The organism is Sporomusa sphaeroides DSM 2875 (assembly GCF_001941975.2).
GTDB classification, from domain to species: domain Bacteria; phylum Bacillota; class Negativicutes; order Sporomusales; family Sporomusaceae; genus Sporomusa; species Sporomusa sphaeroides.
In genome coordinates this window covers 2356740-2383327 of record NZ_CP146991.1, presented here as the reverse complement: position 1 = coordinate 2383327, position 26588 = coordinate 2356740, and the positions used below count along the sequence as shown (strand labels likewise).

General features: G+C 46.5%; 22 protein-coding genes and 11 tRNA genes. 29 read left to right on the top strand and 4 right to left on the bottom strand.

Annotated features, from left to right (window positions below; all coding sequences use genetic code 11):
* Window positions 1-308 precede the first annotated feature (308 nt).
* The 22 genes from SPSPH_RS11190 to SPSPH_RS11085 all read left to right on the top strand — a co-directional run bounded on the left by SPSPH_RS11190 (window position 309) and on the right by SPSPH_RS11085 (window position 21599).
* Complete coding sequence (locus SPSPH_RS11190) at window positions 309-890, top strand: MerR family transcriptional regulator (RefSeq protein WP_075755740.1); 582 nt, start codon at window positions 309-311, stop codon at window positions 888-890.
* A 428-nt stretch (window positions 891-1318) separates the two neighbouring features.
* Window positions 1319-2461, top strand: a complete 1143-nt coding sequence (locus tag SPSPH_RS11185; RefSeq protein WP_075755739.1) for a two-component system sensor histidine kinase NtrB — start codon at window positions 1319-1321, stop codon at window positions 2459-2461.
* A gap of 109 nt (window positions 2462-2570) precedes the next feature.
* Window positions 2571-3785 (top strand): L,D-transpeptidase, encoded by a 1215-nt coding sequence (locus SPSPH_RS11180; RefSeq protein WP_075755738.1) that lies wholly within the window; start codon window positions 2571-2573, stop codon window positions 3783-3785.
* A gap of 304 nt (window positions 3786-4089) precedes the next feature.
* Window positions 4090-6732, top strand: coding sequence for a DNA polymerase I (gene polA / locus SPSPH_RS11175; RefSeq protein WP_075755737.1), 2643 nt, complete (start codon window positions 4090-4092; stop codon window positions 6730-6732).
* Window positions 6733-6747: 15 nt separating this feature from the next.
* Window positions 6748-7572, top strand: a complete 825-nt coding sequence (gene mutM / locus SPSPH_RS11170) for a bifunctional DNA-formamidopyrimidine glycosylase/DNA-(apurinic or apyrimidinic site) lyase (protein WP_075755736.1) — start codon at window positions 6748-6750, stop codon at window positions 7570-7572.
* Between the two features lie 14 nt (window positions 7573-7586).
* Window positions 7587-8192, top strand: a complete 606-nt coding sequence (gene coaE / locus SPSPH_RS11165; protein WP_075755735.1) for a dephospho-CoA kinase — start codon at window positions 7587-7589, stop codon at window positions 8190-8192.
* Window positions 8193-8247: 55 nt separating this feature from the next.
* On the top strand, window positions 8248-8826 hold the full coding sequence (locus SPSPH_RS11160) for a lytic transglycosylase domain-containing protein (protein ID WP_233138804.1): 579 nt from the start codon (window positions 8248-8250) through the stop codon (window positions 8824-8826).
* A gap of 158 nt (window positions 8827-8984) precedes the next feature.
* Complete coding sequence (locus tag SPSPH_RS11155) at window positions 8985-10619, top strand: peptide ABC transporter substrate-binding protein (RefSeq protein ID WP_233138800.1); 1635 nt, start codon at window positions 8985-8987, stop codon at window positions 10617-10619.
* A gap of 189 nt (window positions 10620-10808) precedes the next feature.
* Window positions 10809-10894 (top strand) — tRNA-Leu (locus tag SPSPH_RS11150).
* Between the two features lie 122 nt (window positions 10895-11016).
* A tRNA-Leu gene (locus tag SPSPH_RS11145) sits at window positions 11017-11102 on the top strand.
* A gap of 106 nt (window positions 11103-11208) precedes the next feature.
* Window positions 11209-11294, top strand: a tRNA-Leu gene (locus tag SPSPH_RS11140).
* A gap of 345 nt (window positions 11295-11639) precedes the next feature.
* Window positions 11640-12596, top strand: a complete 957-nt coding sequence (locus tag SPSPH_RS11135; RefSeq protein WP_075755732.1) for an aspartate carbamoyltransferase catalytic subunit — start codon at window positions 11640-11642, stop codon at window positions 12594-12596.
* A complete protein-coding gene (locus SPSPH_RS11130; protein WP_075755731.1) occupies window positions 12580-13869 on the top strand; it encodes a dihydroorotase in 1290 nt (429 codons plus the stop codon). The genes SPSPH_RS11135 and SPSPH_RS11130 overlap by 17 nt, the downstream gene beginning before the upstream one ends.
* Window positions 13866-14942, top strand: a complete 1077-nt coding sequence (gene carA, locus SPSPH_RS11125; protein WP_075755730.1) for a glutamine-hydrolyzing carbamoyl-phosphate synthase small subunit — start codon at window positions 13866-13868, stop codon at window positions 14940-14942. Before SPSPH_RS11130 ends, carA begins: the two co-directional genes overlap by 4 nt.
* A gap of 2 nt (window positions 14943-14944) precedes the next feature.
* Window positions 14945-18166 carry a carbamoyl-phosphate synthase large subunit gene (gene carB / locus SPSPH_RS11120; RefSeq protein ID WP_075755729.1) on the top strand — a complete coding sequence of 1074 codons (3222 nt, stop codon included), beginning with the start codon at window positions 14945-14947 and terminating at the stop codon, window positions 18164-18166.
* Entirely contained in the window at window positions 18159-18926 is a 768-nt protein-coding gene (locus SPSPH_RS11115) for a dihydroorotate dehydrogenase electron transfer subunit (RefSeq protein ID WP_075755728.1), read from the top strand. Before carB ends, SPSPH_RS11115 begins: the two co-directional genes overlap by 8 nt.
* Window positions 18920-19846 carry a dihydroorotate dehydrogenase gene (locus SPSPH_RS11110; protein ID WP_075755727.1) on the top strand — a complete coding sequence of 309 codons (927 nt, stop codon included), beginning with the start codon at window positions 18920-18922 and terminating at the stop codon, window positions 19844-19846. The genes SPSPH_RS11115 and SPSPH_RS11110 overlap by 7 nt, the downstream gene beginning before the upstream one ends.
* A gap of 26 nt (window positions 19847-19872) precedes the next feature.
* Window positions 19873-20589 (top strand): orotidine-5'-phosphate decarboxylase, encoded by a 717-nt coding sequence (pyrF, locus tag SPSPH_RS11105; RefSeq protein ID WP_075755726.1) that lies wholly within the window; start codon window positions 19873-19875, stop codon window positions 20587-20589.
* Complete coding sequence (gene pyrE, locus SPSPH_RS11100) at window positions 20589-21161, top strand: orotate phosphoribosyltransferase (protein WP_075755725.1); 573 nt, start codon at window positions 20589-20591, stop codon at window positions 21159-21161. Before pyrF ends, pyrE begins: the two co-directional genes overlap by 1 nt.
* A 198-nt stretch (window positions 21162-21359) precedes the next feature.
* Window positions 21360-21436 (top strand) — tRNA-Asp (locus SPSPH_RS11095).
* A 5-nt stretch (window positions 21437-21441) separates the two neighbouring features.
* A tRNA-Gly gene (locus SPSPH_RS11090) sits at window positions 21442-21516 on the top strand.
* Window positions 21517-21523: 7 nt separating this feature from the next.
* Window positions 21524-21599 (top strand) — tRNA-Trp (locus SPSPH_RS11085).
* 72 nt (window positions 21600-21671) lie between these two features.
* On the opposite strand, the gene SPSPH_RS11080 is transcribed toward SPSPH_RS11085, so the two are convergent.
* The 3 genes from SPSPH_RS11080 to SPSPH_RS11070 are packed head-to-tail and all read right to left on the bottom strand — an operon-like array spanning window position 21672 to window position 24349.
* A complete protein-coding gene (locus SPSPH_RS11080; protein WP_075755724.1) occupies window positions 21672-22472 on the bottom strand; it encodes an ABC transporter ATP-binding protein in 801 nt (266 codons plus the stop codon).
* Between the two features lie 24 nt (window positions 22473-22496).
* Window positions 22497-23243, bottom strand: coding sequence for an ABC transporter permease (locus SPSPH_RS11075; RefSeq protein WP_075755723.1), 747 nt, complete (start codon window positions 23241-23243; stop codon window positions 22497-22499).
* Between the two features lie 29 nt (window positions 23244-23272).
* Entirely contained in the window at window positions 23273-24349 is a 1077-nt protein-coding gene (locus SPSPH_RS11070) for an ABC transporter substrate-binding protein (protein ID WP_075755722.1), read from the bottom strand.
* Between the two features lie 147 nt (window positions 24350-24496).
* Here SPSPH_RS11070 and SPSPH_RS11065 point away from each other — a divergent pair, with 147 nt between their 5' ends.
* The 7 genes from SPSPH_RS11065 (at window position 24497) to SPSPH_RS11035 (ending at window position 26229) form a co-directional block, all read left to right on the top strand.
* Window positions 24497-25165: a hypothetical protein gene (locus tag SPSPH_RS11065; RefSeq protein ID WP_075755721.1), complete on the top strand. Its 669-nt coding sequence runs from the start codon at window positions 24497-24499 to the stop codon at window positions 25163-25165.
* 30 nt (window positions 25166-25195) lie between these two features.
* A complete protein-coding gene (locus SPSPH_RS11060) occupies window positions 25196-25558 on the top strand; it encodes a response regulator (RefSeq protein WP_075755720.1) in 363 nt (120 codons plus the stop codon).
* Between the two features lie 144 nt (window positions 25559-25702).
* A tRNA-Asp gene (locus SPSPH_RS11055) sits at window positions 25703-25779 on the top strand.
* A gap of 4 nt (window positions 25780-25783) precedes the next feature.
* Window positions 25784-25859, top strand: a tRNA-Phe gene (locus tag SPSPH_RS11050).
* A 5-nt stretch (window positions 25860-25864) separates the two neighbouring features.
* A tRNA-Gly gene (locus SPSPH_RS11045) sits at window positions 25865-25939 on the top strand.
* A gap of 71 nt (window positions 25940-26010) precedes the next feature.
* A tRNA-Cys gene (locus tag SPSPH_RS11040) sits at window positions 26011-26085 on the top strand.
* A 55-nt stretch (window positions 26086-26140) separates the two neighbouring features.
* Window positions 26141-26229: transfer RNA gene (locus SPSPH_RS11035), tRNA-Leu, on the top strand.
* Window positions 26230-26302: 73 nt separating this feature from the next.
* Here the strand turns inward: SPSPH_RS11035 and SPSPH_RS11030 are convergent.
* Window positions 26303-26488 carry a hypothetical protein gene (locus SPSPH_RS11030; protein ID WP_143558978.1) on the bottom strand — a complete coding sequence of 62 codons (186 nt, stop codon included), beginning with the start codon at window positions 26486-26488 and terminating at the stop codon, window positions 26303-26305.
* Window positions 26489-26588 lie beyond the last annotated feature (100 nt).

Here is a 26588-nt window from a genome sequence, read left to right as displayed (position 1 = left end):
TGTAATGATGACTGCAGCCCGACCTGCTAAGTAATTTCGCCTTACGCCAAAACACAACGAGATATTAGGGAACAGAACGAGGCATTCATAATATGGATGCCTTGTTCTGCGTATATCCCCTAGAGAACAATATTTTGTTTCCGGCCTTCTTTTTACTTGACGGCTTATAAATTATTGACATTATTCTCATAAGAAATGAATATAAATTTATTTTTGGTATTTTTTTACATTAATTCATAAAAATAGCAGGAGAACCACCCTGCAAGCGCGAATATAATCGCAACTACAAAAACATGGAGGGTGGTTTTATGACAGAATTGCTTAGCATCAAAGACATATCGCAGGAAATTGGTATTCCGCAAAGCACTTTACGGTATTATCGCGATTTATTTATGGATTATTTGCCGGCTACCGGCGAAGGGAAAAAGAAACGTTTTTACCCTGAAGCCGTTGAAGTGTTCCAGGCTATTGCGAAAGGTATGCACCAAAATAAAAATGCAGATGACATTGCTCGTGATCTCAATAGGCGGTTTGCAAGATTTATTGAAGTCGATGCCGAATCGCAGGACGGCAGCGCAACAGCTCCGCAAGAGGAAGAATTGGTCCAATCGCAAGCCTTATCGCCAATAGCTCAGGTTGAAGGTTCTACCATTATGGCGGTTATTGCTTCACAAAACCAGGCTTTACAGCAAATTGCAGCTACCATTAGTATTGTAAACGGACAGCAGGAAGAATTGCATGATTTAAGGCAAGAAGTTTCTAAACTTGAGGAGCGTATGGAAGCGGAACTCACCGAACATTTTCAATTGGTAGATGCCCGGTTGCAACAACTGGCGGAAGAAAAAGAACCCACCAAGCAAAAATCATTCTGGCAGCGATTATTTAGCTAAAATAAGAATTGTATACGATAGCTTTTGGATATTATATATTGCTAAGTAAAAGGCAGTGAGCCAAGGCATAATTTGCCCGGAACACTGCCTTTTACTATTGTTGCAGGTTAAAATATAAATGGAAATATTTGTAATTTAGTGTTTTTTATTACAAATATTGTAAATTAAGTGAAATGTCAGCCCTAATTATGTTGAATAATAAGCAGGATAACCATAGGTAAATAAGTCATCGTGTCGAATTAGGCGGCGCTCCAACCGTAAGCAGGTCAAGGGTTGTTGGTTTCCAGCTATTAATTTCGACAAGGAAGCTTGAAAAAGTGTCGGTTTTTTACGAAAACTAATTAGGCTAATTTAGCAGGAATTACAATAATTTACAAGAATGTTTAACAGCACCAAAGGTAAAGCTGGTCACTAGGAGGCGATCGACAATGTCTGCGGCAGAAGCTCTCGATAATAACGTAGTGTACTTACCCAGAGAGGATGACTGTCAAGATTCTTTTGAAACCACCACAGGAATTATTTTCATAGACAATGAGCTTAAGTTGAAAAATCTCAATCGTGAAGCAGAAAAGATTTGTGGTATTGACAGGAGTAAATCCATAGGTAGACGGGTAGACGATGTATTTAAACATCATGGTGAAAAGTTTTTGCAGGTATTTCATATGGATGAATATGAGGATTTACATACTGCAAATTTAAAGCTAAAAGTCAAAGATCAGTTTGTTTATGTTCATATTGATACACTAAGGCTTAGAGGCGCTGCCCGGGAAACAAACGGCTTAATTGTTATTATCCAGGACTTATCTGCCGTACGGGCCGCGATAAAGCAGATACAGATAACGCAGATGCTTATGTCTTTAGGCGAATTGGCAGCCGGAGTGGCTCATCATGTGCGGACTCCTCTTACAACCATAAGCGGGTATTTGCAGGTAATGCTCGGCCGGCTGGAAGATGATCAATATACGGTGGGGCGTGATGTGCTGGAGATGATGCTGGATGAGGTATCTTGCATCAATAATGTGGTAAAAGACCTTGTTTTGTTTGCCAAGCCGCCTGTGAACAAAGAAAACAGCATCAACATAAACCGCGTCATTGAAGAAGCCTTGCTATTGACCTTCAAACAGCTTGGTGGTGAACAGATTGACATTGACAAACAGCTGGCTGCTGATCTGCCGCTGCTCAATGTTGACAGTAATTTAATCAAACAGGCTATTGTTAACATTATGCAAAACGCCATAGAAGCAATGCCGGGCAAGGGCGTACTGTCAGTAAAATCCTGGATTAACTCTGAGCTAAGTATGCTTGTCATCGCCATCGGTGATACAGGCTCCGGCGTTTCGCCGGAAATTTTGTCCCGGGTATTCGAACCGTTTTATACCACCAAACTTGAACATATGGGACTGGGGTTGCCGGTAGCTCACCGGATTATTAGTGAGCATGGTGGCTTTATCAATATCAATCCATTACCTGCTGGCAATACAGGTGCACAGATTCATATCTATCTTCCGATTGTTGACGAACGCCACCGGCGGTTACGGGTGGTACACCAACAGATACTTAATCTTCAGTAAGTATGTTAAAAAATTATAGGTTAAAGGCTGGCTTAAGGGGTAATATCTGAGCCTGCATTCTTCATATTATGATATTGCTACAAAAAACGATGTGAAGAAGGGATGCTAAGTGTTACTCCGGGTTACCTTGTGGCTGTATGTGTTTTTGTTGCTAACAGTATCTATCGGCTATGCCAAACCGAGTGCCGAGCTGGTTGCACCAAGTCTTATCGTGAATTTGCCCAGCCGGACAATAGAATTATTCTCGGGAGATAATTTGCTGAAGGAGTTTCCGGTAGCTATCGGCAAGCCGGCTACCCCAACTCCGCTTGGGAATTATTCTATTATTTGCAAGGAAGTAAATCCTGCCTGGTATCCGCCGGATCAGAAGGGGATAGTGGTGCCCACAGGCCCGGCTAATCCGCTGGGATACAGGTGGATAGGAATTTGGCATACCTATGGCATTCACGGTACAAACGCGCCTTGGTCTATCGGAACAGCCGTATCTAATGGCTGTATTCGTATGTACGAAGAAGATGTGGAAGAGCTTTTTGACAAGGTGAGCTATGGTACACCGGTACGGATCACTTATGACCGAATAAAGGTCCGGACAAATACCACCGGCCAGATATTGCTGTCAGTATATCCTGATGTCTATAATTATGGCAGTATAACCGTGCGGGATATAAGAAACAAGCTTAATACCTATTACCTAAACGATTTTGTCAGTGATGAATTTCTGCGAAATATACTCAACAAACCCAGTGACAAGCAGGTAGTTATCGCCAAACCATTTCCTATTAGAGTGAATGGCAGTCTGCTAACCTCACGCGGGCTGATTGTGCAGGAAGTTCCCTACATTCCCCTTTATTCACTTGCCGAGGCGCTGAAACAGAAAATACACTGGGATGAAAAAACTAAAACTGCCCGGAATGAAGCAGTCAGTGTACCAGGCATTGCCAGTGGCAGTATGGTATTTGTTTCAGCCGCCAGTATAGCAGCGTTGTTTAGCGGTGAGCAGAGCTGGCACTCAGAAGAAAATTCCTGGAATTTTGATAAATTAAAGGTTTTTTTGAACGAACAACCGGTGAATTTGGAAGTGCTTAGAATTCAGGGGATTTTGGCAGTACCGGCGCTCTCGTTAGCAGAAATGATGGAACATAAGTTTGAATGGAATGAAAAAGAACATAAGCTAACCATCAACGATAAAGGGCAGAGTGTTAATGTTCCGGTTGAGATGGTCGCAGCAGTGCCCTACATTAAAATTACGAATATAAATCGTTACTTTGATGCTTATGTGTATTTGAATGAAGCGGCTAAGACCTTAGAGCTTACTTATCCTTAACGCAAATTAATATAACCTCCCATAGCGTTGTCACGTTGACACTTGCCATGACCTCCGGTCTTTGTCATGGCAAGCAGTAGCGTGGCAACGTTTTTCTTATCCTAACAGAAAGTATAACTTTCTTAAAAGCAGGATAAGGGCAGCATCGGCTTCCGCTTTCGCCAAAGGCTCGGCGCAAGCTGTGTTTTCTTTAGCAAACTATTACATAATGTTAGCAGGTATTTAGGAAAATAGAGAAGGGATTTTGTGTTTAATAGCCAATAAAAGTAGATTGGACAATATTAGAATATAAGGTGGTGGGCTTATGCCCCAAAGATTTATTATAATTGACGGCAGCAGTCTGGTTCATCGGGCATTTCATGCGCTGCCAATGCTGCGTACAGCTGACGGGCTGCATACCAATGCGGTATATGGATTTACAACCATGCTTGTAAAATTGCTGGCAGACTACAAACCGGATTTTTTAGCGGTGGCTTTTGATAAAGGACGGGTGACCTTCCGGACAGAAACTTACTCACAGTACAAGGCTCAACGTCAGGCTACTCCCGGAGAACTGTCCGAACAGTTCCCCTTGCTTCGCGAGCTGTTACAGGCGTTTGGCATCACGACAATTGAAGAGGCGGGCTTTGAGGCCGATGATATTATCGGCACACTGGCAGCAAAGGCTTCCAGACAAGGCTATGAGGTGCTTATTGTAACCGGTGACCGTGATGCCCTCCAGCTTATCGGGCCGGAGACCAAGGTGCTGCTTACCAAAAGAGGCATCTCAGATATGGAGACCATGGATACGGCTGCGCTCAAAGAAAAATACGGTTTGACTCCGGCCCAGATTATTGATATGAAAGGTCTGATGGGAGACAGCTCTGACAACATACCGGGTGTACCCGGTGTTGGCGAAAAAACGGCAGGAAAGCTGCTGGCCCAATTCGGTTCACTGGAAAATGTCTTAGCCAATATTGACCAGGTGTCAGGCAAAAAACTGCAGGAAAATCTGCGTCAATTTACCGACCAGGCAATTTTATCAAAACAGTTGGCTACTATTGTTTGCAACATGGATATGGAGTTTATCCCGGAAAATTTTGGTATTCATCCAGAAACGCAGACTGTAAAAGAATTGTTTGCTAAATTTGAATTCAAAACCCTGTTGGCAAAAGTGGACACCTTGTTTCCGGGAATCAGCAGCAGGGATGCCGGCGAGATTCAATCGCCGGCTGTTGAGCTAAGTACGCCTGCTATCGCCGCCAGCCGGTCAGAGGTTGCTGCCGTTTGTGCCAAGGTTAGGCAACAGGGGCGCATGAGCTGCTATCCGGTATCGCCAGGACACTCACCATTAGCCGGACTTATTGGCCTTGCTCTCACTTGTGCTGAAGAAACCGTCTACATTCCCGCAGAGGCAGAAGGCTGGAACGGCGTTTTTGACTTGTTGGCCGACAGCAGTGTAACGATAGTTGCCTATGATTCTAAAAAGCTGTATAATGCCTGTCAGGCAAGAGGGACGCTGGTGCAGGCTCAAGTAACAGATGTCCTGATTGCCGCCTACTTGCTGGACCCCACGGCTTCTGCCTATCCGCTGGATGTTTTGGCCAAAAAATATTTGGAGCAAAATGTGATTTTGCCTGCCGGGGACAAAAACTTGCCGTTGAAGCCGGAGTTTGCTGCCTGGGCCAGTGGTATTACCGGGCAGTTGCAAGCGGTACTGGCTGTGCAACTTAAAAATACCGGCTTGGACAAATTGTTTGAAGAAGTTGAGATGCCGCTTGTCGAAGCTCTTTCAGCGATGGAGGTTGCCGGCATTAGTGTTGACCGCAGCTACCTGCGGGAGATGGCGGTAAGTATTGCCGGTAAAGTAGATCAGCTGATCGATGAAATTTACCTGTTGGCTGATGAACAATTCAATGTCAATTCCACCAAGCAGTTGGGCGTTATTTTATTTGAAAAGCTCAAGCTTCCTATTATTAAAAAGACAAAAACAGGTTACTCTACTGACGCAGAGGTACTGGAAAAATTAGCCGGACAGCACCCGCTAATCGATAAACTGCTGGAATACCGTATGCTGACCAAACTTAAGTCAACCTATCTTGACGGTATGGAAGGATTAATTCACCCTGAATCAGGCAGAATTCACACTACCTTTAATCAAATGGTTACGGCAACCGGCAGGTTGAGCAGTTCTGAGCCCAACCTGCAGAATATTCCTATCCGTTCCGATATTGGGCGGAAAATACGGGAATTATTTGTTCCCGGCGAAGAGTACCAGTATATTATGTCTGCCGACTATTCGCAAATCGAGCTCAGAGTACTGGCCCATATGGCTGGTGATGCCAGTTTGCTGGAAGCGTTCCGCCATAATCAGGATATACATACCCGGACAGCAGCGGAAGTCTTTGGTATAGCGATGGCGGAAGTTACGCCGGAGATGCGGGCCAGAGCCAAGGCTGTCAATTTTGGTATTGTTTATGGCATAAGCGATTACGGGCTGGCGCGTGATATTGGTGTCAGCCGCAAAGAAGCCAGTTACTACATTGAGAGTTATTTTGCTAACTATCAAGGTGTGAAAAGATATATTGATGAAGTTGTCGCCGGTGCCCACCGCGACGGCTATGTCACAACCTTGTTTGGGCGGCGCCGTCATTTGCCGGATATTAACAGCAGCAACTTTAATCAGCGCTCCTTTGCCGAACGAACAGCTATGAATACCCCTATTCAAGGAGCAGCTGCCGATATTATCAAGATTGCCATGAATAAGGTGTATGCCGCACTTAAGGCAAAGCAGCTCAAAAGCCGGCTATTGCTGCAGGTTCATGATGAATTAGTATTGGAAGTAACAGAAAACGAGCTTGATCAGGTGGCAGCGCTTGTGAAACAAGCAATGGAACAGGCAGTAGAACTTGATGTGCCGCTGGTAGCCGAAGTAAAGACCGGCAGTAATTGGGCTCAGGCCAAATAAAAGGGAGTGTGTACCATGCCGGAAATGCCAGAAGTCGAAACAATTCGCCGGACGCTTACTGATAAGATTGAAGGGCGGAAAATTACCCGTGTTGATATAAAATTATCGCGCCTGATTAAGTGGCCGACAGCACCAGAATTTCAGGCGGTACTCACTGACCGGACAGTTGAAAAGCTGGTACGGCGGGGTAAATATCTGCTGTTTTACCTTGACAACAGCTTGGTTCTTGTTATTCATTTACGAATGACCGGACGTTTGTATTATGCAACCCAGGGAAGAGAATATGATAAATTTACGCATATCCTGTTTTTCCTTGATAATGGCGATGCATTGTTATATGCCGATACGCGTACTTTGGGAACTTTGTATCTGATGCCTCAGGCTGAATTATGGCGTATTGCCGGTCTGGCCTCTATGGGGCCGGAACCGCTGTCTGAAGAGTTTACGCTGGAGTATTTTGCCGGTATGCTGGAAAAACGCCAGGCTAAAATTAAACCGGTGTTATTAAACCAGAAGCTGGTTGGCGGTCTGGGAAATATCTATGTCGATGAAGCGTTAGCCATTGCCGGTATTGATCCTGACCGGATAGCCAGCAGTATTAATGAAACTGAAGCAAAATATCTTTACCAGGCAATAAATCAGGTTATCGCTGACGGGATTTCCCATGGCGGCACCACTTTTCGCGACTATCGTGATGGTGCAGGCCAAAGCGGCAGCCACCAGCACCACCTCCATGTATATGGTCGTGCCAATCAACCCTGCCATCGCTGCGGCGCTATTATTGCCCGCAAAGAAGTAGGAGGGCGTGGCACTCATTATTGTCCTAATTGCCAAAAGTAACCGGAGGAAGCCTTATGTATGTCATTGGATTAACCGGCGGCATTGCCAGCGGCAAAAGTACGGTAAGCAAAATGCTCGGCAAGCTGGGGGCAGCTATTATTGATGCCGACCAACTTTCGCGGGAAGTTACTCTTCCCGGAAAGCCGGCCTGGCAGGAAATTATTAAGCGGTTTGGCGACGGTATTATTGAGCCTGGCGGGGAAATCAACCGCAAACGTTTAGGACAAATTATTTTTGCTGACAGTCAGGCACGGTTTGATTTAGAACAAATCACCCATCCGCGTATTGAGGCCGAAACAATGGCTGCCATTATTAGGGCGGAACAGAATGGCTGTACGGTAGCTGTGCTTGATGCGCCCCTATTAATCGAAGTGGCTTGGCATCACAAAACAGATAGTGTATGGGTGGTCTTTGTTAATGAACAAACTCAGCTTACCCGGCTAAGATTGCGTGACAATATTAGTTATGAAGATGCCGTGGCAAGAATCCAGGCACAAATGACTTTGCATGAAAAATTGAATTATGCGGACGTTATTATTGACAATAACGGCACTCTTGAAAATACCAAAGCACAGGTGCTTACAGCCTGGCAGAGGATAAGGCTTTTGCAACAAAGCTGACGGTATTTTTCTTACCAACCAAACATATCTTTAATACAGCGATTTTTAGTGCGGAGTGATTTTATTGCGTATCCGGACTTGGTTTAAAGTCCTGCTCATCGGTCTTTTGTTAACTGTCGCCGGGATATATACGGCATACACCGGCGACTGGTTTCAAAAAAAATTTATGTATCCGTTTTTATACCAGGAAGCCATATATACGTATGCCTTAGAACAGGATATTGATCCGTTTTTAGTGGCTGGTGTTATCAAAACAGAAAGTAAGTTTATTACTGAAGCCCGCTCGCCGAAAGGCGCTTTGGGACTGATGCAGATTATGCCTGATACTGGCCGCTGGATTGCCGAACAGCTTAATCATGAAAAATTTATGATAGCCGATCTTACTGATCCGGATATTAATATCCGGTTTGGTACTTGGTATTTAGCTTCATTAAAAAAAGAATTTCACGACAATGAAGTATTGTATCTCGCAGCCTATAACGGCGGACGAGGCAATGTGAAGCAATGGATGCAGAGGTACGGCTGGTCGGAAGATTTTGCTGATATAAAGCAGATCCCTTTCAAGGAAACCAGAGAGTATGTCGAAAAAGTAATGCATAACAAAAAACGCTATCAGGAATTGTATGGCCGATAAAGCAGACTTAGCTTCAGGTGGGGTTTACCCCATCAGAAGGTTAGTCGCCCTTATCCAGGGGGTTATAAACAGTCTTAGCTCCCGTTTGTGAAAACTGAGAGTCCCTATGAAGCAAAATCTAGATGTATTAGCAGGTAATGAGGGGAAATGTACTACAAATGCGTAAGTTAATGATTTTACTTTTAACCTTATTGACGGTAGTTGCTGCGGGGTGCGGTTCCGACAAACAGCCCCTGCCGTCTGAGAACAAAAAGATAGCTGTTCAGCAGGGTGGACAGTTAAAGTATGGCAGTTTACAGGAACCGAACACGTTAAATCCACTTCTTTCTGATTTTTTATCTACCGCTGAAGTAGGCAGACTGCTCTTTAGTGGTTTGGTAATTACCGGAGATAAGGGCGAATGGCTGCCGGACCTGGCTGTGGATGTGCCCACAATGGCTAACGGCGGGGTTACTCCTGACGGGCTGAGAATAACTTATCGCTTGCGCCAGGGGGTTAAGTGGCATGACGGCATGGAATTTACTGCCGAAGATGTTAAGTTTACCTGGCAGCTTATCATGAACCGCAAAGTAAATATTGTATGGCGGGATGGCTATGATAAGATCAGTGATATTGAGACTCCGGACAAATACACGGTTGTTATCAAATTCAAAGAGTTTTATGCGCCTTATTTGACGCTATTTACCACCATATTGCCAAAACACAGGCTGGAAAACGCAGGTGATATTAATAAAGCAGCCTTTAACCGGGCTCCCATCGGTACCGGTCCCTTTAAGTTTAAGGATTGGCAGATAGCAGAAGCTGTTGTTTTGGAGGCTAACACCAGTTATTACCGTGGTAAACCGGTGCTAGACAGTATTGTTTATAAAGTTATTCCTGACGCAAATTTGCTGCTTACCCAACTGAAAACTGGAGAATTGGATATTGCCAGTAATATTGGCTTTTCATATCTGGAGCAAGTAAAGGCGCTAGACGGAATACGGACAGTCATTGCGCCCACTATGGTTTGGGAGCACATGGATTTTAATCTTGATAATGTTTTGTTCCAGGACGTGAGGGTGCGCAAAGCCATTGCTCTTGCCATTGATCCGCAAGCCATTATCACCAATGTGCTCAAAGGTGTTGCCAGCCCTGCCTATGCTGACCAGTCGCCGCTGTCCTGGGCCTACAATCCTATGCAGCAGCCAACCGGCAAAGATATTAATACAGCGCGCAATTTACTGGCACAGGCAGGCTGGCAGCCCGGCTCTGACGGAATTATGACCAAAGAAAATAAGAAGCTGGCTTTTTCGCTGACCACTCCTACCGGCAATCGGCAACGGGAGCAGACTGCCCAAAAGATTGCTGAACAACTAAAGGAAATTGGTGTTTTAGTAGAAGTACGGCCTGTTGAAGGACAGGTGTTTTTCAGTGAGGTTTTGAAAAACAGGCGGTTTGAAACAGCCTTATATGCCTGGATGTCCGGTATTGATCCAGACAATACCAACCTTTGGCATTCCCGTAAGATCCCCGGTGCCGCTAACGCGTATACAGGGCAAAATTATCCCGGCTGGCGTAATCCTGAAGTGGATAGGCTTACTGAACTTGGCGTCAGAACGGTCGATATTGCGGCCAGAAAAGATATCTATTTTCTTATCCAGGATTTTATTCGTCAAGATTGTCCGGTTGTTCCGCTGTTCTTCCGGGGAAATATTGATGCGGTAAAGACGTCGGTAGCTAACTATCAGCCTAATCCAACCCCCTCAGGCAATATGTGGAATGCCTGGCAATGGGGTTTTACGATTACTAAATAATGCTCGACATAAAATTCTTGACGGAAAAGCTTGACGATGATTTATTGTTGTGATAATATATATTATGTTGCGTTAAACAGTGATAAGCAGAGAACCATATTGTCGCGAGCTGCAAAGCGAAGAGAGAATATGAGTGAATCGCTTAGTTCTGAGCGGAGCGAAGAACATCCTATATATATATCACAACATGCGGTCGTGGCGGAACGGCAGACGCGCTAGCCTCAGGAGCTAGTGGGGGCAACCTCGTGGTGGTTCAAATCCACTCGACCGCACCATCTATAAGCAAGAACCTGTGTGAGTCGCTTAGTTCCAAGCGGTAGCGCGGAACATCCTTTAAAAATTTCTTGACGAACCGAAGCATTTATCGTATAATTTCAGTTGTTGGATAACATAACATGCGGTCGTGGCGGAACGGCAGACGCGCTAGCCTCAGGAGCTAGTGGGGGCAACCTCGTGGTGGTTCAAATCCACTCGACCGCACCATAAGCAGCGAACCAGGTTGTTGCAAGCCATCAGGCGAAGTAAGAACCTGTGTGAGTCGCTTAGTTCTGAGTGGAGCGAAGAACATCCTCTATCTACAATAAACAACGCGGTTGTGGCGGAATCGGCAGACGCACCATCTTGAGGGGGTGGCGCTCACAAGGCGTGTGAGTTCAAGTCTCACCAACCGCACCAAAAAGCAAAAAAGCCTTTGAGACTATCTCAAAGGCTTTTTTAGTTATCTATTGACAAGCCTCGGCGAACTCTGTTATTATTTATACAATAAGCATATGGCCTTTAAGTTGGTCCTGTGAGGCTGGCAAGGGGATGGTAGTAGGGAATTTTGTCTTCTTGCGCGCTTTTCGTGCCAAGAAGGCTTTTATTATGCCTAATAATAACAAATACTATCCTTTAAATTGGCCCCGTGAGGTCTGCAAGGATGTTGTTGCCAAAACGCCAAGGCTTTATCCGGCGTGGTTAGTTATAACTCCTTGCTCCTTGGGGCAGGGAGTTTTTTTACATTCGAAGGGAGAGTGTGTAATGATTAAATCCCATATATCACTGAGAAACAAGGATATTCTTGGTCTTGAAACCATGTCCGCAGCCGAAATGAACCTGATTCTCGATACTGCAAAAGAAATGAAAAACATCATCGATCGTGATATCAAGAAAGCGCCCACACTGCGCGGCAAGTCCATCATTAATTTATTTTTTGAGAACAGTACCCGGACCCGTACTTCTTTCGAGCTGGCAGGCAAGTATCTTGGAGCAGATGTTGTTAACATATCGACAAGCACAAGCAGTGTTGCCAAAGGGGAAAGCTTGCGTGACACTCTGCTAACCGTCGAAGCCATGGGAGTAGATATTATCGTCATGCGCCATGAAGCCGAAGGCTCGGCGCAATTTGCTGCCAATATCGCTAAACCGGTAATCATCAATGCCGGTGATGGCGCGCATGAGCATCCGACCCAGGGTCTCTTGGATATGTTTACCATAAAGCAATATAAAGGCAATATTGCCGGCCTTAAAGTGGCTATTGTCGGCGATATTCTTCACAGCCGGGTAGCCCGTTCTAATATCTGGGGTCTTCTGAAAATGGGAGCCGAGGTTCATGTAGCCGGACCACAAACCCTGTTGCCGCGCGGCCTGGAACAGGTGGGTGTCACGGTACACTACCGGGTTGAAGATGCGCTGGATCAGGCAGATGTCGTGAATGTACTCCGGATTCAGCGTGAACGGCAGCAAAAGGGATTGTTCCCGTCGGCACGCGAATATGCCCGCATATTTGGTGTTAACGCGAAACGGCTGGCACTCGCCAAGCAGGATGCGCTATTGATGCATCCGGGTCCGATGAATCGCGGCCTGGAAATTGCGCCTGATGTAGCCTACGGGGAGCAGTCGGCGATACAAGAGCAGGTAAAGAACGGACTGGCAGTTAGAATGGCGTTGTTATTCTTGGTATTGATGGGAGGGACTCACATTGAAGCTGCTAATTAAAGGTGGACGCATTATAAATCCGGCTGAACAGATGGACATGACAGGCGATATTGTGATTGAACAGGGTAAGATCGTGGCAATCGGGCAAAACCTCACAGCCGATGGCGGGCAAGTTATTGAAGCCGCCGGCTTAGTTGTGGCTCCTGGTCTTATTGATATGCATGTGCACTTGCGGGAACCAGGCCTGGAGGCAAAAGAAGATATTGCTTCAGGTACACGGGCAGCCGCGGCCGGTGGCTTCACTACCGTCGCCTGCATGCCTAATACCAAGCCGGTTGTTGATAATTCGATTCTGGTTTCCGGGTTAATTCAGCGCGGCCAAACAGAAGGTGTAGTGAACCTTAAAATAATTGGTGCCTTAAGTAAGGGCCTGGAAGGCAAAGAGCTTGCCGAAATTGGTGATATGATTGCAGCCGGGGCGGTAGCCATCTCTGATGACGGCGGTCATTTGGACAGTACCCGGCTGTTAAAAACCGGTCTTGAGTATACCGGTATGTTTCAACGTCCGGTCATTACCCACTCGGAGGACGAAGAACTTGCCGGCGAAGGCTATATGCATGAAGGTGCCGTATCGGCCATGCTGGGAATAAAAGGACGGCCGGCCGTCGCTGAAGACATTGCGGTTGCCAGAGATATTATGCTGGCAGAATATGCAAATTCGCCCATTCATATTGCCCATGTAAGCAGTAAGGGGGCGGTTGAGATTATCCGGCAGGCTAAACGGCGGGGCGTAAAAGTGACGGCAGAAACAACACCACATCACCTGACCCTGACTGATGAAGAACTGAAGAGTTTTAACACCGCTTTCAAAGTAAACCCGCCGCTCCGGTCGGCCGACCATAGGGAAGCGCTGATTGCCGGACTGAAGGACGGAACCCTGGATGCCATTGCTACCGATCATGCTCCCCATGCTTTTGAGGAAAAAGATGTTGAGTTCCGTTATGCGCCCAGTGGCTTTGCCGGACTGGAAACAGCGCTTGGTGTTGTGCTGACAGGACTTTATCACACCAAAAAGCTGACACTGATGGAAGTGATTGATAAAATGTCATATGCTCCGGCAAAAATCCTCGGACTGGAAAGCGGTGTGCTGAAAGTCGGCGCTCCGGCAGATATAACGATTATCGATACTGAATATAAATGGGATGTTAATTGCATAAATTTTTATACAAGAGGCAAACATTCTCCATTTGAAGGCAGGAATTTTAAGGGCAAAGCGCTAATTACTATAGTGAACGGTAGTATAATTATGCAAAACGGCGAGGTGCTTAAATGATTGGCAAACTGATATTGGAAGACGGCAGCGTTTTCCAAGGGATGCTGGTTTCTGCTGCTAACACAGTTGGAGAAGTAGTGTTCAACACCGGCATGACCGGTTACCAAGAAGTATTGACAGATCCGTCCTATTGCGGACAAATCGTAACAATGACCTATCCCTTAATCGGCAATTACGGTGTGGCTGATATATTCGAACAAGCCAGACAATCGTTTGTACGGGGTTTTGTCATCAGCGAACTTTGCCATCAGCCCAGTAACTGGCAGGCGGAAGATTCTTTGGCTGCTTACCTGAAAGCCCGGAATATTCCCTGCATCTATGATGTTGATACCCGGGCAATTACCAGACGGATACGCTCACACGGGGCTATGAAAGGCGTGATTGTAACGGCTGATGCTACGGCAGGCGAAATTGCTGAGCTGTTGGGAAGACCGCTTTGTGATGATGTGGTCAATGAAGTCACGACAAACGAAGTCTATCGGATTTCAGGCAATGGACCGCGTATCGCGGTTATGGATTTCGGTATTAAACGTAATATCCTGAACACGATGGCCAACACCGGCTGCGATATTACGGTACTGCCTGCTCATACTCCGGCGGCAGAAATATTGGCTCTTAATCCTGACGGTGTATTTTTATCCAACGGGCCTGGCGACCCTAAAAATGCGCCGGTGGATACTGTACGGGAGTTAATCGGCAAAAAACCGATATTTGGCATTTGTCTGGGGCATCAACTCCTGGCTTTAGCTTTAGGGGCAGATACCTATAAGTTAAAGTTTGGCCATCGCGGTTCCAACCAGCCGGTCAAAGACCTGGCAACAAACAGGGTATATATTACCTCACAGAATCACGGCTATGCTATTGATGACAGCTCGCTCGGCAAAATTGACGTAACAGTAACTCACCGGGCGGTTAATGATGAAACCATCGAAGGCATGCGGCATAATAGTTTGCCTATTTTTTCGGTGCAATATCATCCCGAAGCCAAACCAGGCCCTGATGACAGCAGCTACTTGTTCGACGATTTTATGAAGCTTTTAGCCCAGGAAACAAATAAGGCAAGGGGGAACTAACGTTGCCGAAAAAAGACAAATTGCACAAAATTATGGTAATCGGCTCAGGACCAATTGTCATTGGCCAAGCGGCTGAATTTGACTATGCCGGCACACAAGCCTGCCAAACGCTGAAAGAAGATGGTTTTGAAGTGGTGCTGGTAAACAGTAATCCGGCTACCATTATGACAGATACCCATATTGCCGATTGGGTATATATTGAACCGCTTACTCCTGAATATTTAGAGGAAATTATCGCAAAAGAACGTCCGGACGGGCTGTTAGCTACTTTAGGCGGCCAGGCAGGACTTAATCTGGCGGTTAAACTGGCAGAAAATGGCGTACTGGACAAATATCAGGTTAAGCTCCTGGGGACACCGCTTGACGCAATCAAAAAAGCGGAAGACCGGGAACTATTCAAAGCCACTATGGAAGAAATTGGTCAGCCCATTCCGGAAAGCACCATTGTTGAAGATATTGACAGTGCGCTCAAGTTTGCGCAGGAAATTGGTTATCCGCTTATTGTGCGGCCAGCGTATACGCTGGGAGGAACTGGCGGCGGCATTGCCTATAATGATAAAGAACTCATTGATACAGTAAACAGAGGGCTGAAATACAGTCTGATTGGTCAGGCGCTGATTGAACGGAGTGTAGCAGGCTGGAAAGAAATAGAATACGAAGTTATTCGTGATGCGGCCGATAACTGCATTACGGTATGCAATATGGAAAACTTTGACCCTGTCGGCATCCACACCGGTGATAGTATTGTTGTAGCGCCGTCACAGACGCTTTCGGACCATGAATATCAGATGCTGAGAAGCGCGTCACTTAAAATCATCCGCGCGCTGGGCATCGAAGGCGGTTGTAATGTCCAGTATGCGCTTGACCCTAACAGCAGTAAATATATTGTCATCGAAGTAAATCCCCGGGTAAGCCGTTCCAGTGCGCTGGCTTCTAAAGCCACCGGTTATCCGATTGCCAAAGTAGCCACAAAAATCGCAATCGGCTACACCCTGGACGAAATTACCAACGCGGTAACCGGAAAAACCAAAGCCTGCTTTGAACCGGCCATTGACTATGTGGTAGTCAAGTTTCCCCGCTGGCCTTTTGATAAATTCAACCTTGCCGACCGGACTCTCGGCACCCAGATGAAGGCTACCGGAGAGGTTATGTCCATTGACCGTAATTTTGAAGGAGCCTTATTAAAAGCTGTGCGTTCCTTGGAGATTGGTCTTAACCGTTTATCCATTCCGGAATTGATTGGCCTTAGCGATCAGGAAATTATCGAAAAACTTGAGTCTGCCAATGACGAGCGGGCCTTTGTTATTGCCGAGGCTATGCGCCGCGGCATAACGGTGGCAGATATTCACGCCATAACCGCTATCGATAAATTTTTCCTGGACAAAATTGAAAACATTGTAGTGATGGAAAGAAAAATCAGCCAAGAATTATCCCCCACAGTGCTTCTGCGCGCTAAGAAGATGGGATTTGCGGATAAAACCATTGCCGAACTTACCGGTAAAACGGTATACCAAATCCGGACGATGCGCAAAGAGGCTAATATTGTGCCAACTTATAAGATGGTGGATACCTGCGCCGGTGAGTTTGAAGCAGTTACGCCTTACTACTACTCGAGCTATGCCCAGGAAGATGAAGTAACAACAACCGATAAACGCAAAGTTGTAGTACTGGGTTCCGGTCCTATCCGTATCGGCCAAGGCATCGAATTTGATTACTGCTCGGTGCATTCTGTCTGGGCACTGCGCGAGATGGGCATTGAGTCGGTTATTATCAATAATAATCCGGAAACCGTATCAACAGATTTTGATACTTCTGACCGCCTGTACTTTGAACCGCTGACACCGGAGGATGTATTAAATATTATTGATAAAGAAAAGCCTGAGGGCGTCATCGTTCAGTTCGGTGGTCAAACGGCTATCAATTTGGCCGGACCACTGGAAAAAGCCGGTGTCAAGATCTTTGGCACCAGTGTGGAAGGGATTGACAGAGCGGAAGACCGGGAAAGGTTTGAAGCACTCTTAGAAGAACTCAATATTCCACGCCCTCAGGGCGCTACAGTCACCTCTGCCGCTCAGGCGCCGGCAGCCGCCGCCCGTATCGGCTATCCGGTTGTTGTCCGTCCTTCCTATGTACTGGGCGGGCGAGCTATGGAAATTGTCTATAATGAAACCGAGTTAAAAGATTATATGGTGCGCGCCGTAAAAGCCTCGCCAGAACATCCGGTGCTGATTGACCGTTATATGCAAGGCACAGAGGTAGAGGTTGATGCTATCGCTGACGGCGAGGATTTCCTGATCCCTGGCATCATGGAGCATATCGAACGCGCCGGCGTCCATTCCGGTGACAGTATCGCGGTATACCCGCCGCAAACATTGTCTCCTAAGGTCATTGACACCATTATCGACTACACCGGGCGTCTGTCCAAAGGACTTAAAGTAAAAGGCCTGATCAATATCCAGTATGTTATTGTTGATGAAGAAGTTTACGTAATCGAAGTAAACCCCAGATCCAGCCGGACAATTCCGTTCTTAAGCAAAATTACCGATGTACCAATGGTCAACGTAGCAACCCGTATAGCTCTTGGGGAGACCTTGAAAGGCTTGGGATATACTCCCGGACTGCTGCCACTCAGAGACTATATTGCCGTCAAAGTGCCGGTATTCTCTTTTGCCAAAATGCAGCATGTGGATATCTCGCTTGGACCGGAAATGAAATCCACCGGTGAGGTTATGGGAATTGATTATCAATATTCCAGAGCACTTTATAAAGGGATTGTCGGTGCAGGTATGAATATACCGCAAGAGGGTACAGTACTGGTGACAGTGGCTGATAAAGATAAACCTGAGGCTGCCGAGATCGCCAAAGAGTTTGTCCAAATGGGCTATGAACTGATTGCAACCAGCGGTACGGCTAAGTATCTCCGGTCACAGGGTTTAACGGTAGGCGAGGTACCTAAGCTCCATGAACAACAGCCGGAAATCATTGAGATGATTAAGGCTGGAAAAATCAATATGGTTATTAATACTTTAACTAAAGGACGGGATTTTGAAAGCGACGGTTTCAAAATCAGAAGGGCGGCTGTGGAGCATTCCCTGCTTTGCCTGACCTCGATGGACACGGCCAGCGCCGTACTTGATGTGCTTAGTATCATGCGTCAGGGTAAATTCCTTTATGTACTGGCATTGCAGGACTATGTAGGCGGAGGAGAAACAACCCGTGGCTAAAACCTGTGTACTGGCTCAGATAATTGAAAATAGCGTTATTGCCGGCGATGTATTTAAATTGATTGTGACTGCTCCGGCAATTGCCGGTATTGCCCGGCCCGGTCAGTTTGTCCACCTGCGGCTGACAGACCAGCTTGATCCATTGCTCAGACGGCCGCTCAGCATTGCCGATTGCCATGCTGCTAACGGCACACTGACTCTCATTTACCGGGTTGTTGGTCGTGGGACAATGCTTATGACTAAGCTTCAGCCAGGAGATACTGTCGATTGCATGGGACCGCTGGGCAATGGTTTTACCTTGACAGGCCAGCGCCCCCTCCTGGTAGGGGGCGGTATGGGGCTGGCGCCGCTTGTTATGCTGGCCAAAGCCTTTTGCTCCCGGCCGGCTACTATATTGATGGGCGGACGCAATGAACAGGAGCTGTTTTGGCCCAATATGTATGCCGGGGTTTGCCCCAATATACATATTACAACAGATGACGGCAGTATCGGTTACCGCGGTTTTACGATAGATGTATTGCCCGGACTATTAGAAAAAGAAAAGTTTGATGTCATCTATGCCTGTGGACCGCATGTCATGCTTCAGGGTGTGGCGGCCATTGCTGCAAAATACAAGATTCCTTGTCAGGTTTCACTGGAAGAATATATGGCCTGCGGTGTTGGTGCCTGTCTTTCCTGTACCTGTGCCGGTACCAGCGGCAAACGTCACAAAGTGTGCACCGACGGCCCGGTTTTCTGGGCCGAGGAGGTGGCATGGTGAGCAATGTAAATGATATGCTTGCTGTCAATATTGCCGGGATAAAAATGAAGACACCGGTTATGACAGCTTCAGGAACCTTTGGCTTTGGTCTGGAATACAGCGATTTTGTTGATTTGAACCAGGTAGGTGCCATAGTCGTTAAAGGCACAACCCTTGCTCCGAAGGCCGGTAACAGCGGCCGGCGGATGGCGGAAACCCCGGCAGGGATGCTCAACTCTATTGGTCTGGAAAATCCCGGTGTGGAGGAATTTATCCACACCATAATGCCCAGACTGGCGAAATATGATGTGCCTGTTATTGTTAATATTTCAGGCAATACGGTGGAAGAATACGGGCAATTGGCGGCAAGGCTTGACAAGACAGGGGTAGCCGGTTTGGAAGTAAATATTTCCTGCCCTAATGTCAAGCAAGGCGGCATTGCCTTCGGCACCTGCCCGGATAGTGCGGCGCAGGTAGTGCGGGAAGTAAAAGCAAAGACTACTTTGCCGGTTATCGCCAAGCTTTCACCCAATGTTACCGATATTGCCCTCATGGCCAAAGCGGTGGAAGCTGCCGGTGCGGATGCCATCTCGCTCATTAATACCCTGCTGGGAATGGCTATCGATATCCATACCTGGCGGCCTGTGCTTGGCAACATTGTCGGTGGCTTTTCCGGGCCGGCAGTTAAACCGGTGGCGCTGCGCATGGTGTGGCAGGCAGCCAACGCCGTCAAAGTACCGGTTATTGGTATGGGTGGAATTATGACTGCAGCTGACGCCGTTGAATTTATGCTGGCCGGAGCCAGTGCCGTAGCGGTTGGCACAGCCAATTTTGTTAATCCGTACGCAGCAGTTGAGGTAGCCGGGGGCATCAGAGATTATCTTACCGAGCGCGGTTTGAACCAGGTGAGCCAGCTTGTCGGCAAAGTCAACTGCGGCTAAAATCATATAGCAGGGAGAATGGCAAAATGGAAGTACGTAACCGTTTGATTGTAGCCCTCGATGTTGCCAGTATGGCTGATGTCAGGCAACTTGTTGAGACTTTAGGCGATGCAGTAAGCTATTATAAAGTCGGCATGCAGCTTTTTTATAGTGTGGGCATGGAATGTCTGACCTATCTGCGTGAGCAGGGTAAAGATGTATTTCTTGATCTGAAAATGCATGATATTCCGAATACGGTGGCTCAGGGTGCGGCTTCGCTCACCCGGCTGGGAGTGGCTATGATTAATGTTCATGCATCAGGCGGACAGGCGATGATGCAGGCTGCGGCTGAAAAGGTTGCCGAAACCGCCAAAACCCTTAATATACCGCGACCCAAGCTTATAGCTGTCACTATCCTTACCAGTATGAATGATGCCGAATGGGCCTCGCTGAGAAATACGGCCAGTATTCCTGACCAGGTAGTGCATCTGGCAAAAATGGCGCAGGCAGCCGGAATGGACGGAGTAGTTGCATCACCGCAGGAAGCAGAGCTTATCCGGGCAGCCTGTGGCAAGAATTTTGCCATTATTACTCCCGGTGTTCGCCCCCATGGCGCAGCCTTAAACGACCAAAGCCGGATTGCTACACCGGCGGCGGCTTTACAGGCAGGCGCACATTATCTGGTGGTAGGACGGCCCATTACGGCAGCCCCGGATCCAAGGGCAGCAGCATTGGCAATTTTAGAGGAAATGAGGGAAGCATAATGAATGAGGCAGAAGTGAGACAGCTATTTGTTGAGACAGGTGCCATTTTAGAGGGGCATTTTCTATTGACGTCAGGCTTGCATAGTCCGCTGTATGTCGAGAAATTCCAGGTGTTGCAATATCCGAAACATACTGAAAAACTGTGTGTGGCAATGGCTGAACGTTTTAAGAACGCTAATATTGAACTGGTAGTTGGCCCTGTAACCGGAGGCATCATCCTGGCCCATGAAGTGGGTAAACATCTTGGTACCCGTGCCATTTTTACTGAGCGGGAAAATGGAAAGATGACACTAAGACGCGGTTTTGTTATTGAAAAAGGGCAGCGTGTGCTTATTGTTGAAGATATTGTTACAACAGGCGGATCGGTAAAAGAAGTTGTTGATGTGGTGCGCCAGCATGGCGGCATTCCGGTTGCGGTAGGCATGCTGGTTGACCGCAGCGGCGGCAAAGCCGACTTTAGTATACCGGCTCAAGCGCTGCTGCATTTGACTGTTCCGGCCTACCAACCGGATGATTGCCCTTTATGTAAAGAAGGTACAGCCATCACCAAGCGCGGCAGCCGCAAGCTATAACTATGCAAACAAGGCTGCACCAGTTCGTGCAGCCTTGTTACATTATTACTTATTTCATAGAAATTATAGTAAACAAGCGATATAAAGATATTCAACGAGATATACATAAATAATTCCGTAAAATAGTTGCTGAAAGCTATTGCTATTCTGTGAGAACCATGGTAATATTAGATTCTGTCAGGGAGATACATGAATTACGGCCCCGTGGTGTAGCGGTCTAACATGCCGCCCTGTCACGGCGGAGATCGACGGTTCAAATCCGTTCGGGGTCGCCATTTAAGCGGAAGTAGCTCAGCGGTAGAGCATCGCCTTGCCAAGGCGAGGGTCGCGAGTTCGAATCTCGTTTTCCGCTCCATCCATACAGGGGTATAGCTCAATTGGTAGAGTAGCGGTCTCCAAAACCGTTGGTTGAGGGTTCAAGTCCTTCTGCCCCTGCCACAAATAAAGAATCCATACAGGTTTTCAGCCTGTATGGATTCTTTATTTACTTACAAGCCAAGATCCTTTAATTTACCCGTCAGCCAGTTCCAGCTCTTTTACCTTTAATACCTCTTCACGCAGTGTCAGCCAGATAGACTGGAACAGTTCGTTATAATGAAGAGTGGTGCGGATGGCCGCAATGTCACGAGGGCGGGAGAGATTGACATTGACGATTGATTTGACTGTACCAGGATGTGCGGTCATGATGAGAATGCGGTCACTGAGGCATAAAGCTTCATCAATGCTATGGGTGATAAAGACGGTGGTTTTTTTGCTCAGATCCCAAATACGCAATAGTTCTTGCTGAAGAATGATCCTGTTCTGTTCATCAAGCGCACCAAAAGGCTCATCCATTAGCAGTATCTCCGGATCATTGGCAAAAGCGCGGGCCACGCTTACCCGCTGCTTCATACCGCCGGAAAGCTGGTGAGGATAGGCTTTGGCAAATTTGCTCAGGCCTATCATACGAATATAATCTTCAGCAATTTCATAACGCTCTTTTTTGGGTATACCACGCAGTTTGAGGCCGTACGCTACATTGTCAATCACCGTCATCCAGGGAAAGACCGACTGTTCCTGAAACACCATAGAATTTACCGGGCGGTCGCCTGATTTGAGTGCTATATCAACACTGCCGCAAGATGCTGTATCCAAGCCGGCAAGTATGCGCAGCAGTGTAGTTTTGCCGCAGCCGCTTGGTCCAACAATCGAGAAAAACTCACCGTCTCCGATAGCAATATTAATGTCAGTAAGAGCGGTAATCTGACCACGGCTGGTAGCAAATGTTTTTCCTATATTGGTTAAGACAATGCTGTTGCTGTCATAAGGCATAACCGCACCTCCTTTGGAACCCTTTTAATTGGTTTGTTTCCAGGGCAGCACCAGATGTTCCAGCCAGTCAAGCAACAGGGAAAAGATATAGCCAAGCACCGATAAGGTAATCAGTGCCACAAACATCTGCTCAATATCAAACATATCATAGGCCCGCCAAATCATCCAACCGACGCCGGCTTTGGCGGCCGACATTTCGGCTGCCACAATCAGAATAAGAGCCATGCCCATACCAAGCTTCAGGCCGGCGAATATCATGGGCAATGCTCCCGGCAAAGCAACGGTAAGGTAAAAATCTTTACGGCTGGCACCAAAATTTTTGGCGACCTCCAGATAAATTTTATCAATATTTAATACACCGGCCATCGTATTAATTACCACCAGATAAAAGACACCAATGGCAATGGTGAATATCTTGGAGGTTTCCCCCAGTCCGAAAATGAGGAGAATGAGCGGCATAATGGCTAGTTTGGGAATAGGATAGGTAGCTGCAATCATTGGTTCAAAAGCCGAACGAACAAAAGGGGAAAGCCCCATGCTCATGCCGAGAAGAATCCCGGGAATGGCACCGGCCAGAAAGCCCCAAATGACCCGTAATACGCTTACCCAGGTGTTGTAAATCAGGTCGCCGGAAATTAATAAAGGGAAAAAAGCCTGGAGAATAAGTGACGGACTTGAGAGCAAACGGGTATCAACAAACCCTGCCCGGGCTGCAATTTCCCAAATGAAGAGCAGAGTTAACGGAGACAGTATGGAAATGGCTGTTTTCATTATAATCAGCTCCCGGTATACGACATAACTTACTGATAAGCACCCAATGTTTGTACGGCAAAGTCTACATACTTGTTATCAACAGCATCTTCCAATTGAATTTCGGATTTCAGCAAGCCTCTGGCTTTGTACCAGGCCAAGTCAGCAGCAATGCCCTGCATTCTTAGGTAACCGTCAGGATTAAGTCCTGTGGGAAACATTTTTTCATATAGTTCAGGATCTTTGATTACTGAATACCTGCACAGTATAGCAATGATCTCTCCTTTATTTTTATTCTTAAAAAAGGCGTCATTGTAGTCGCGCATAGATTTAACATAGGCGGTCATAAAGCGGTTGGCGACATCTGGCCGTGTTGTCATGCTTGTGCCGTACACTAACAGCGCGATTTGTGCCTCAGGGTCATATTCAGACGGGTCTTTCCAGGGATCGACAAATCCTCTGGCAATACCTTGGGTTACAAAAGGCTCAATCACCATAGCGGCGTCGATACTTTTATTGCCAAGTGAAACAAGCATATCCGGGAAAGCACGGATTACCTGCATATCAATATCGTTGACGGTTAAGCCTCCCTTGGCCAACACTCTGTCTAAACATATTTCATCAAGTGAAGCTGTGCCAACCACGGCAATTTTTTTGCCGCGCAAGTCGGAAAAATCTTCAATTTTGCCGGCAAGGTCTTTTCTTATAACCAGCCGGTAATAGCCTTGACCGGGAACATTAATGCCTTTGTCGGCTACAATTTTTACCGGTATGTCCCGCGACATGGCGTTTAGCAGTCCGGATGCCGTAACTGTCGCACCGACATCTAACTGACCTGCGGCCAATTGATTGATCATTTCCTGGCCTGTATTAAACTGTACAGGCTCAATTTTAATCCCCAGATCCTGATAATACCCTTTAGCCATGCCAATAAGAATACCAGCATCGGAAACAACCTGCTTCATGCCGACTTTTACAACGATTTCTTGTGGCAGGGGCGTTAAGCCAGAGGACCAGGCAGGGGCTTTTGCCGGATTTACCCGGGTAGCGGGCGCCTGACTGCAGGCAGTAATGAGAAAGGTGAGTACAAGTAAGACTGAAACCAGTCCACACCAGCGTCTTACCATGTGAAATCCCTCCTTGTTGCTATTGTCTATACTTCCGGGTGAGCTACTTTTATAGTATTCGGACTTTGTTTTTTGGTTACAGGGGAGGCAGGTTTTTTTGCAGGTAACCAAGAATATAATCATTAGCTAATAGGAGAGGACTAACTCATGGAAAAAATTATTGAACAAGTTGCTGGCTGGGATTATTTAAAGAAACTCCCTCGTGAAATTTTCGGTTTTACGCTAATTAATGAATTAATGACTTGTGGTTCCCAGTATCGCATTTTTACTTATAATAACCACATGGCCCGGCGCAGTTTTACTATTATGTATGATCAAGCGACTAAAGACTTCCTGGCCCGTACAGTAGTGGGATTAATGGAATACTGTGATATTAGCTTTATTACCGGCGATTTGGCGGCATTGGAAAATATTCTGACAGACCGGATGGAAAAAACCCTTAAGGGATTAGTATATTTTGATCCGGCATCTTTGTGTGTGCGGTTTAAAGAAAAGAAAATTGTTGAATGGCCGTATATAACCAAGCTGCCCAAACAATTGTCCGGATTTGAACTTTTTATAAATCCGCGGGAACCGCTTAAAGCATTAAACGGTACCTACGTTTTAATAGACTACAGTGATTTTACGACAGAGAGCAATTTGACAATAAACTATAATATTTTCCGTGACGAATTTTTTGGTGAAATCCGTACCAAGCGGACACCTGTTATGATATCTGATTTTGATGCCAAAACGTTGCCTGAGCTTGAGGCGCGGGTAGTGGACAAGCTAATTCCAACTCTTGACGATTTGAGTAAAACTACAAGAACAATCTGATTAGAATCTGCAATTAAGGAGGTAAGCTATATGCCAAGAATATTAATATGTGATGATTCCTCATTCATGCGCATGATACTCAAAAAACTGCTAATAGAAAAAGGACACGAAGTAGTTGCAGAAGCTGGTGACGGAAAACACGCTGTACAATTATATCGTCAACATAAACCGGACTTGGTTACTATGGATATCACCATGCCGGTCATGGACGGAATCCAGGCAGTCAAACATATTCATGAGGAAGACCCTTTTGCTCGTATTGTTATGGTAACAGCCATTGGTCAACGGAGTATTATCACTGAGGCCATCAAAGCAGGTGCATCAAGTTTTATTATCAAACCTTTTGATCCAGGACAAGTAGAGGAAACGATCAATAAAGTCCTGGCTGGTTAAATCTGCTTACTGAAAATACTTGACTATTTAGATATATTACTATATAATTAATCGCGTTGTTGTGCATGTTGAGTATGATTTTACTAGCTAAAGTATTGACTTTACCTAGCAAATAATATATACTAAAACATGCGATTGTCTAGCGGCCCTGTGGTGTAGCGGTCTAACATGCCGCCCTGTCACGGCGGAGATCGACGGTTCAAATCCGTTCAGGGTCGCCATTTCGCCTCGGTAGCTCAGTCGGTAGAGCAGAGGACTGAAAATCCTCGTGTCGGCAGTTCGATTCTGCCCTGAGGCACCATTTAAGCGGAAGTAGCTCAGCGGTAGAGCATCGCCTTGCCAAGGCGAGGGTCGCGAGTTCGAATCTCGTTTTCCGCTCCAGTTCCATATTTAGAGGAAGTTCCGCGCTACGCTGGAACTAAACGACTCACACATGTTGCTTCGCTGTTTATGGCGGCATAGCCAAGTGGTAAGGCAGAGGTCTGCAAAACCTCTATTCCCCAGTTCAAATCTGGGTGCCGCCTCCATCTACAAAATAAAGCCACATATTCGTGGTTTTTATTTATGCTAACTAATCCCCATGCCGGGGTGGCGGAACTGGCAGACGCAACGGACTTAAAATCCGTCGGAAAGAAATTTCCGTACCGGTTCGATTCCGGTCCTCGGCACCAAACGTAAAAAGAACTTCGCGAATAACGCGAAGTTCTTTTTACGTTTCATAGTTTGTCTGAGGAGGTTAGTAGGTTAAGGAATTACACGGCGCTTGCAGCAGTCGAATGGCCGACATAATCGGTATGGCCGGCAGTAATATGGTCTGCAATGATACGGGCGGCAATAAAAGGGAATGCAGCATTGACGAATATCCTGCTGTTCGTCAAATTCGGTTATTTCCGGATACTCTTTGAGCCGTTCATTTCTTTTGTTTTTCACAAATGTAACCCTCCATTACTCTGATATTACATAATATGCAGCGTTGAAATAATGGAGAGCAAAAAACGCCCGGACAACATGGAAGTGTCGGGCGCTTTTT

Bases quoted from the DNA above. Each gene is read 5' to 3' on its own strand.
- coaE (WP_075755735.1), top strand. From the start codon at position 7,587: ATGTATGTCATTGGATTAACCGGCGGCATTGCCAGCGGCAAAAGTACG.
- SPSPH_RS11065 (WP_075755721.1), top strand. From the start codon at position 24,497: ATGGAAAAAATTATTGAACAAGTTGCTGGCTGGGATTATTTAAAGAAA.
- SPSPH_RS11060 (WP_075755720.1), top strand. From the start codon at position 25,196: ATGCCAAGAATATTAATATGTGATGATTCCTCATTCATGCGCATGATA.
- SPSPH_RS11075 (WP_075755723.1), bottom strand. From the start codon at position 23,243: ATGAAAACAGCCATTTCCATACTGTCTCCGTTAACTCTGCTCTTCATT.
- SPSPH_RS11185 (WP_075755739.1), top strand. From the start codon at position 1,319: ATGTCTGCGGCAGAAGCTCTCGATAATAACGTAGTGTACTTACCCAGA.
- carA (WP_075755730.1), top strand. From the start codon at position 13,866: ATGATTGGCAAACTGATATTGGAAGACGGCAGCGTTTTCCAAGGGATG.
- SPSPH_RS11135 (WP_075755732.1), top strand. From the start codon at position 11,640: ATGATTAAATCCCATATATCACTGAGAAACAAGGATATTCTTGGTCTT.
- SPSPH_RS11080 (WP_075755724.1), bottom strand. From the start codon at position 22,472: ATGCCTTATGACAGCAACAGCATTGTCTTAACCAATATAGGAAAAACA.
- SPSPH_RS11155 (WP_233138800.1), top strand. From the start codon at position 8,985: ATGCGTAAGTTAATGATTTTACTTTTAACCTTATTGACGGTAGTTGCT.
- polA (WP_075755737.1), top strand. From the start codon at position 4,090: ATGCCCCAAAGATTTATTATAATTGACGGCAGCAGTCTGGTTCATCGG.
- SPSPH_RS11070 (WP_075755722.1), bottom strand. From the start codon at position 24,349: ATGGTAAGACGCTGGTGTGGACTGGTTTCAGTCTTACTTGTACTCACC.
- pyrE (WP_075755725.1), top strand. From the start codon at position 20,589: ATGAATGAGGCAGAAGTGAGACAGCTATTTGTTGAGACAGGTGCCATT.
- SPSPH_RS11190 (WP_075755740.1), top strand. From the start codon at position 309: ATGACAGAATTGCTTAGCATCAAAGACATATCGCAGGAAATTGGTATT.
- pyrF (WP_075755726.1), top strand. From the start codon at position 19,873: ATGGAAGTACGTAACCGTTTGATTGTAGCCCTCGATGTTGCCAGTATG.
- SPSPH_RS11110 (WP_075755727.1), top strand. From the start codon at position 18,920: ATGGTGAGCAATGTAAATGATATGCTTGCTGTCAATATTGCCGGGATA.
- mutM (WP_075755736.1), top strand. From the start codon at position 6,748: ATGCCGGAAATGCCAGAAGTCGAAACAATTCGCCGGACGCTTACTGAT.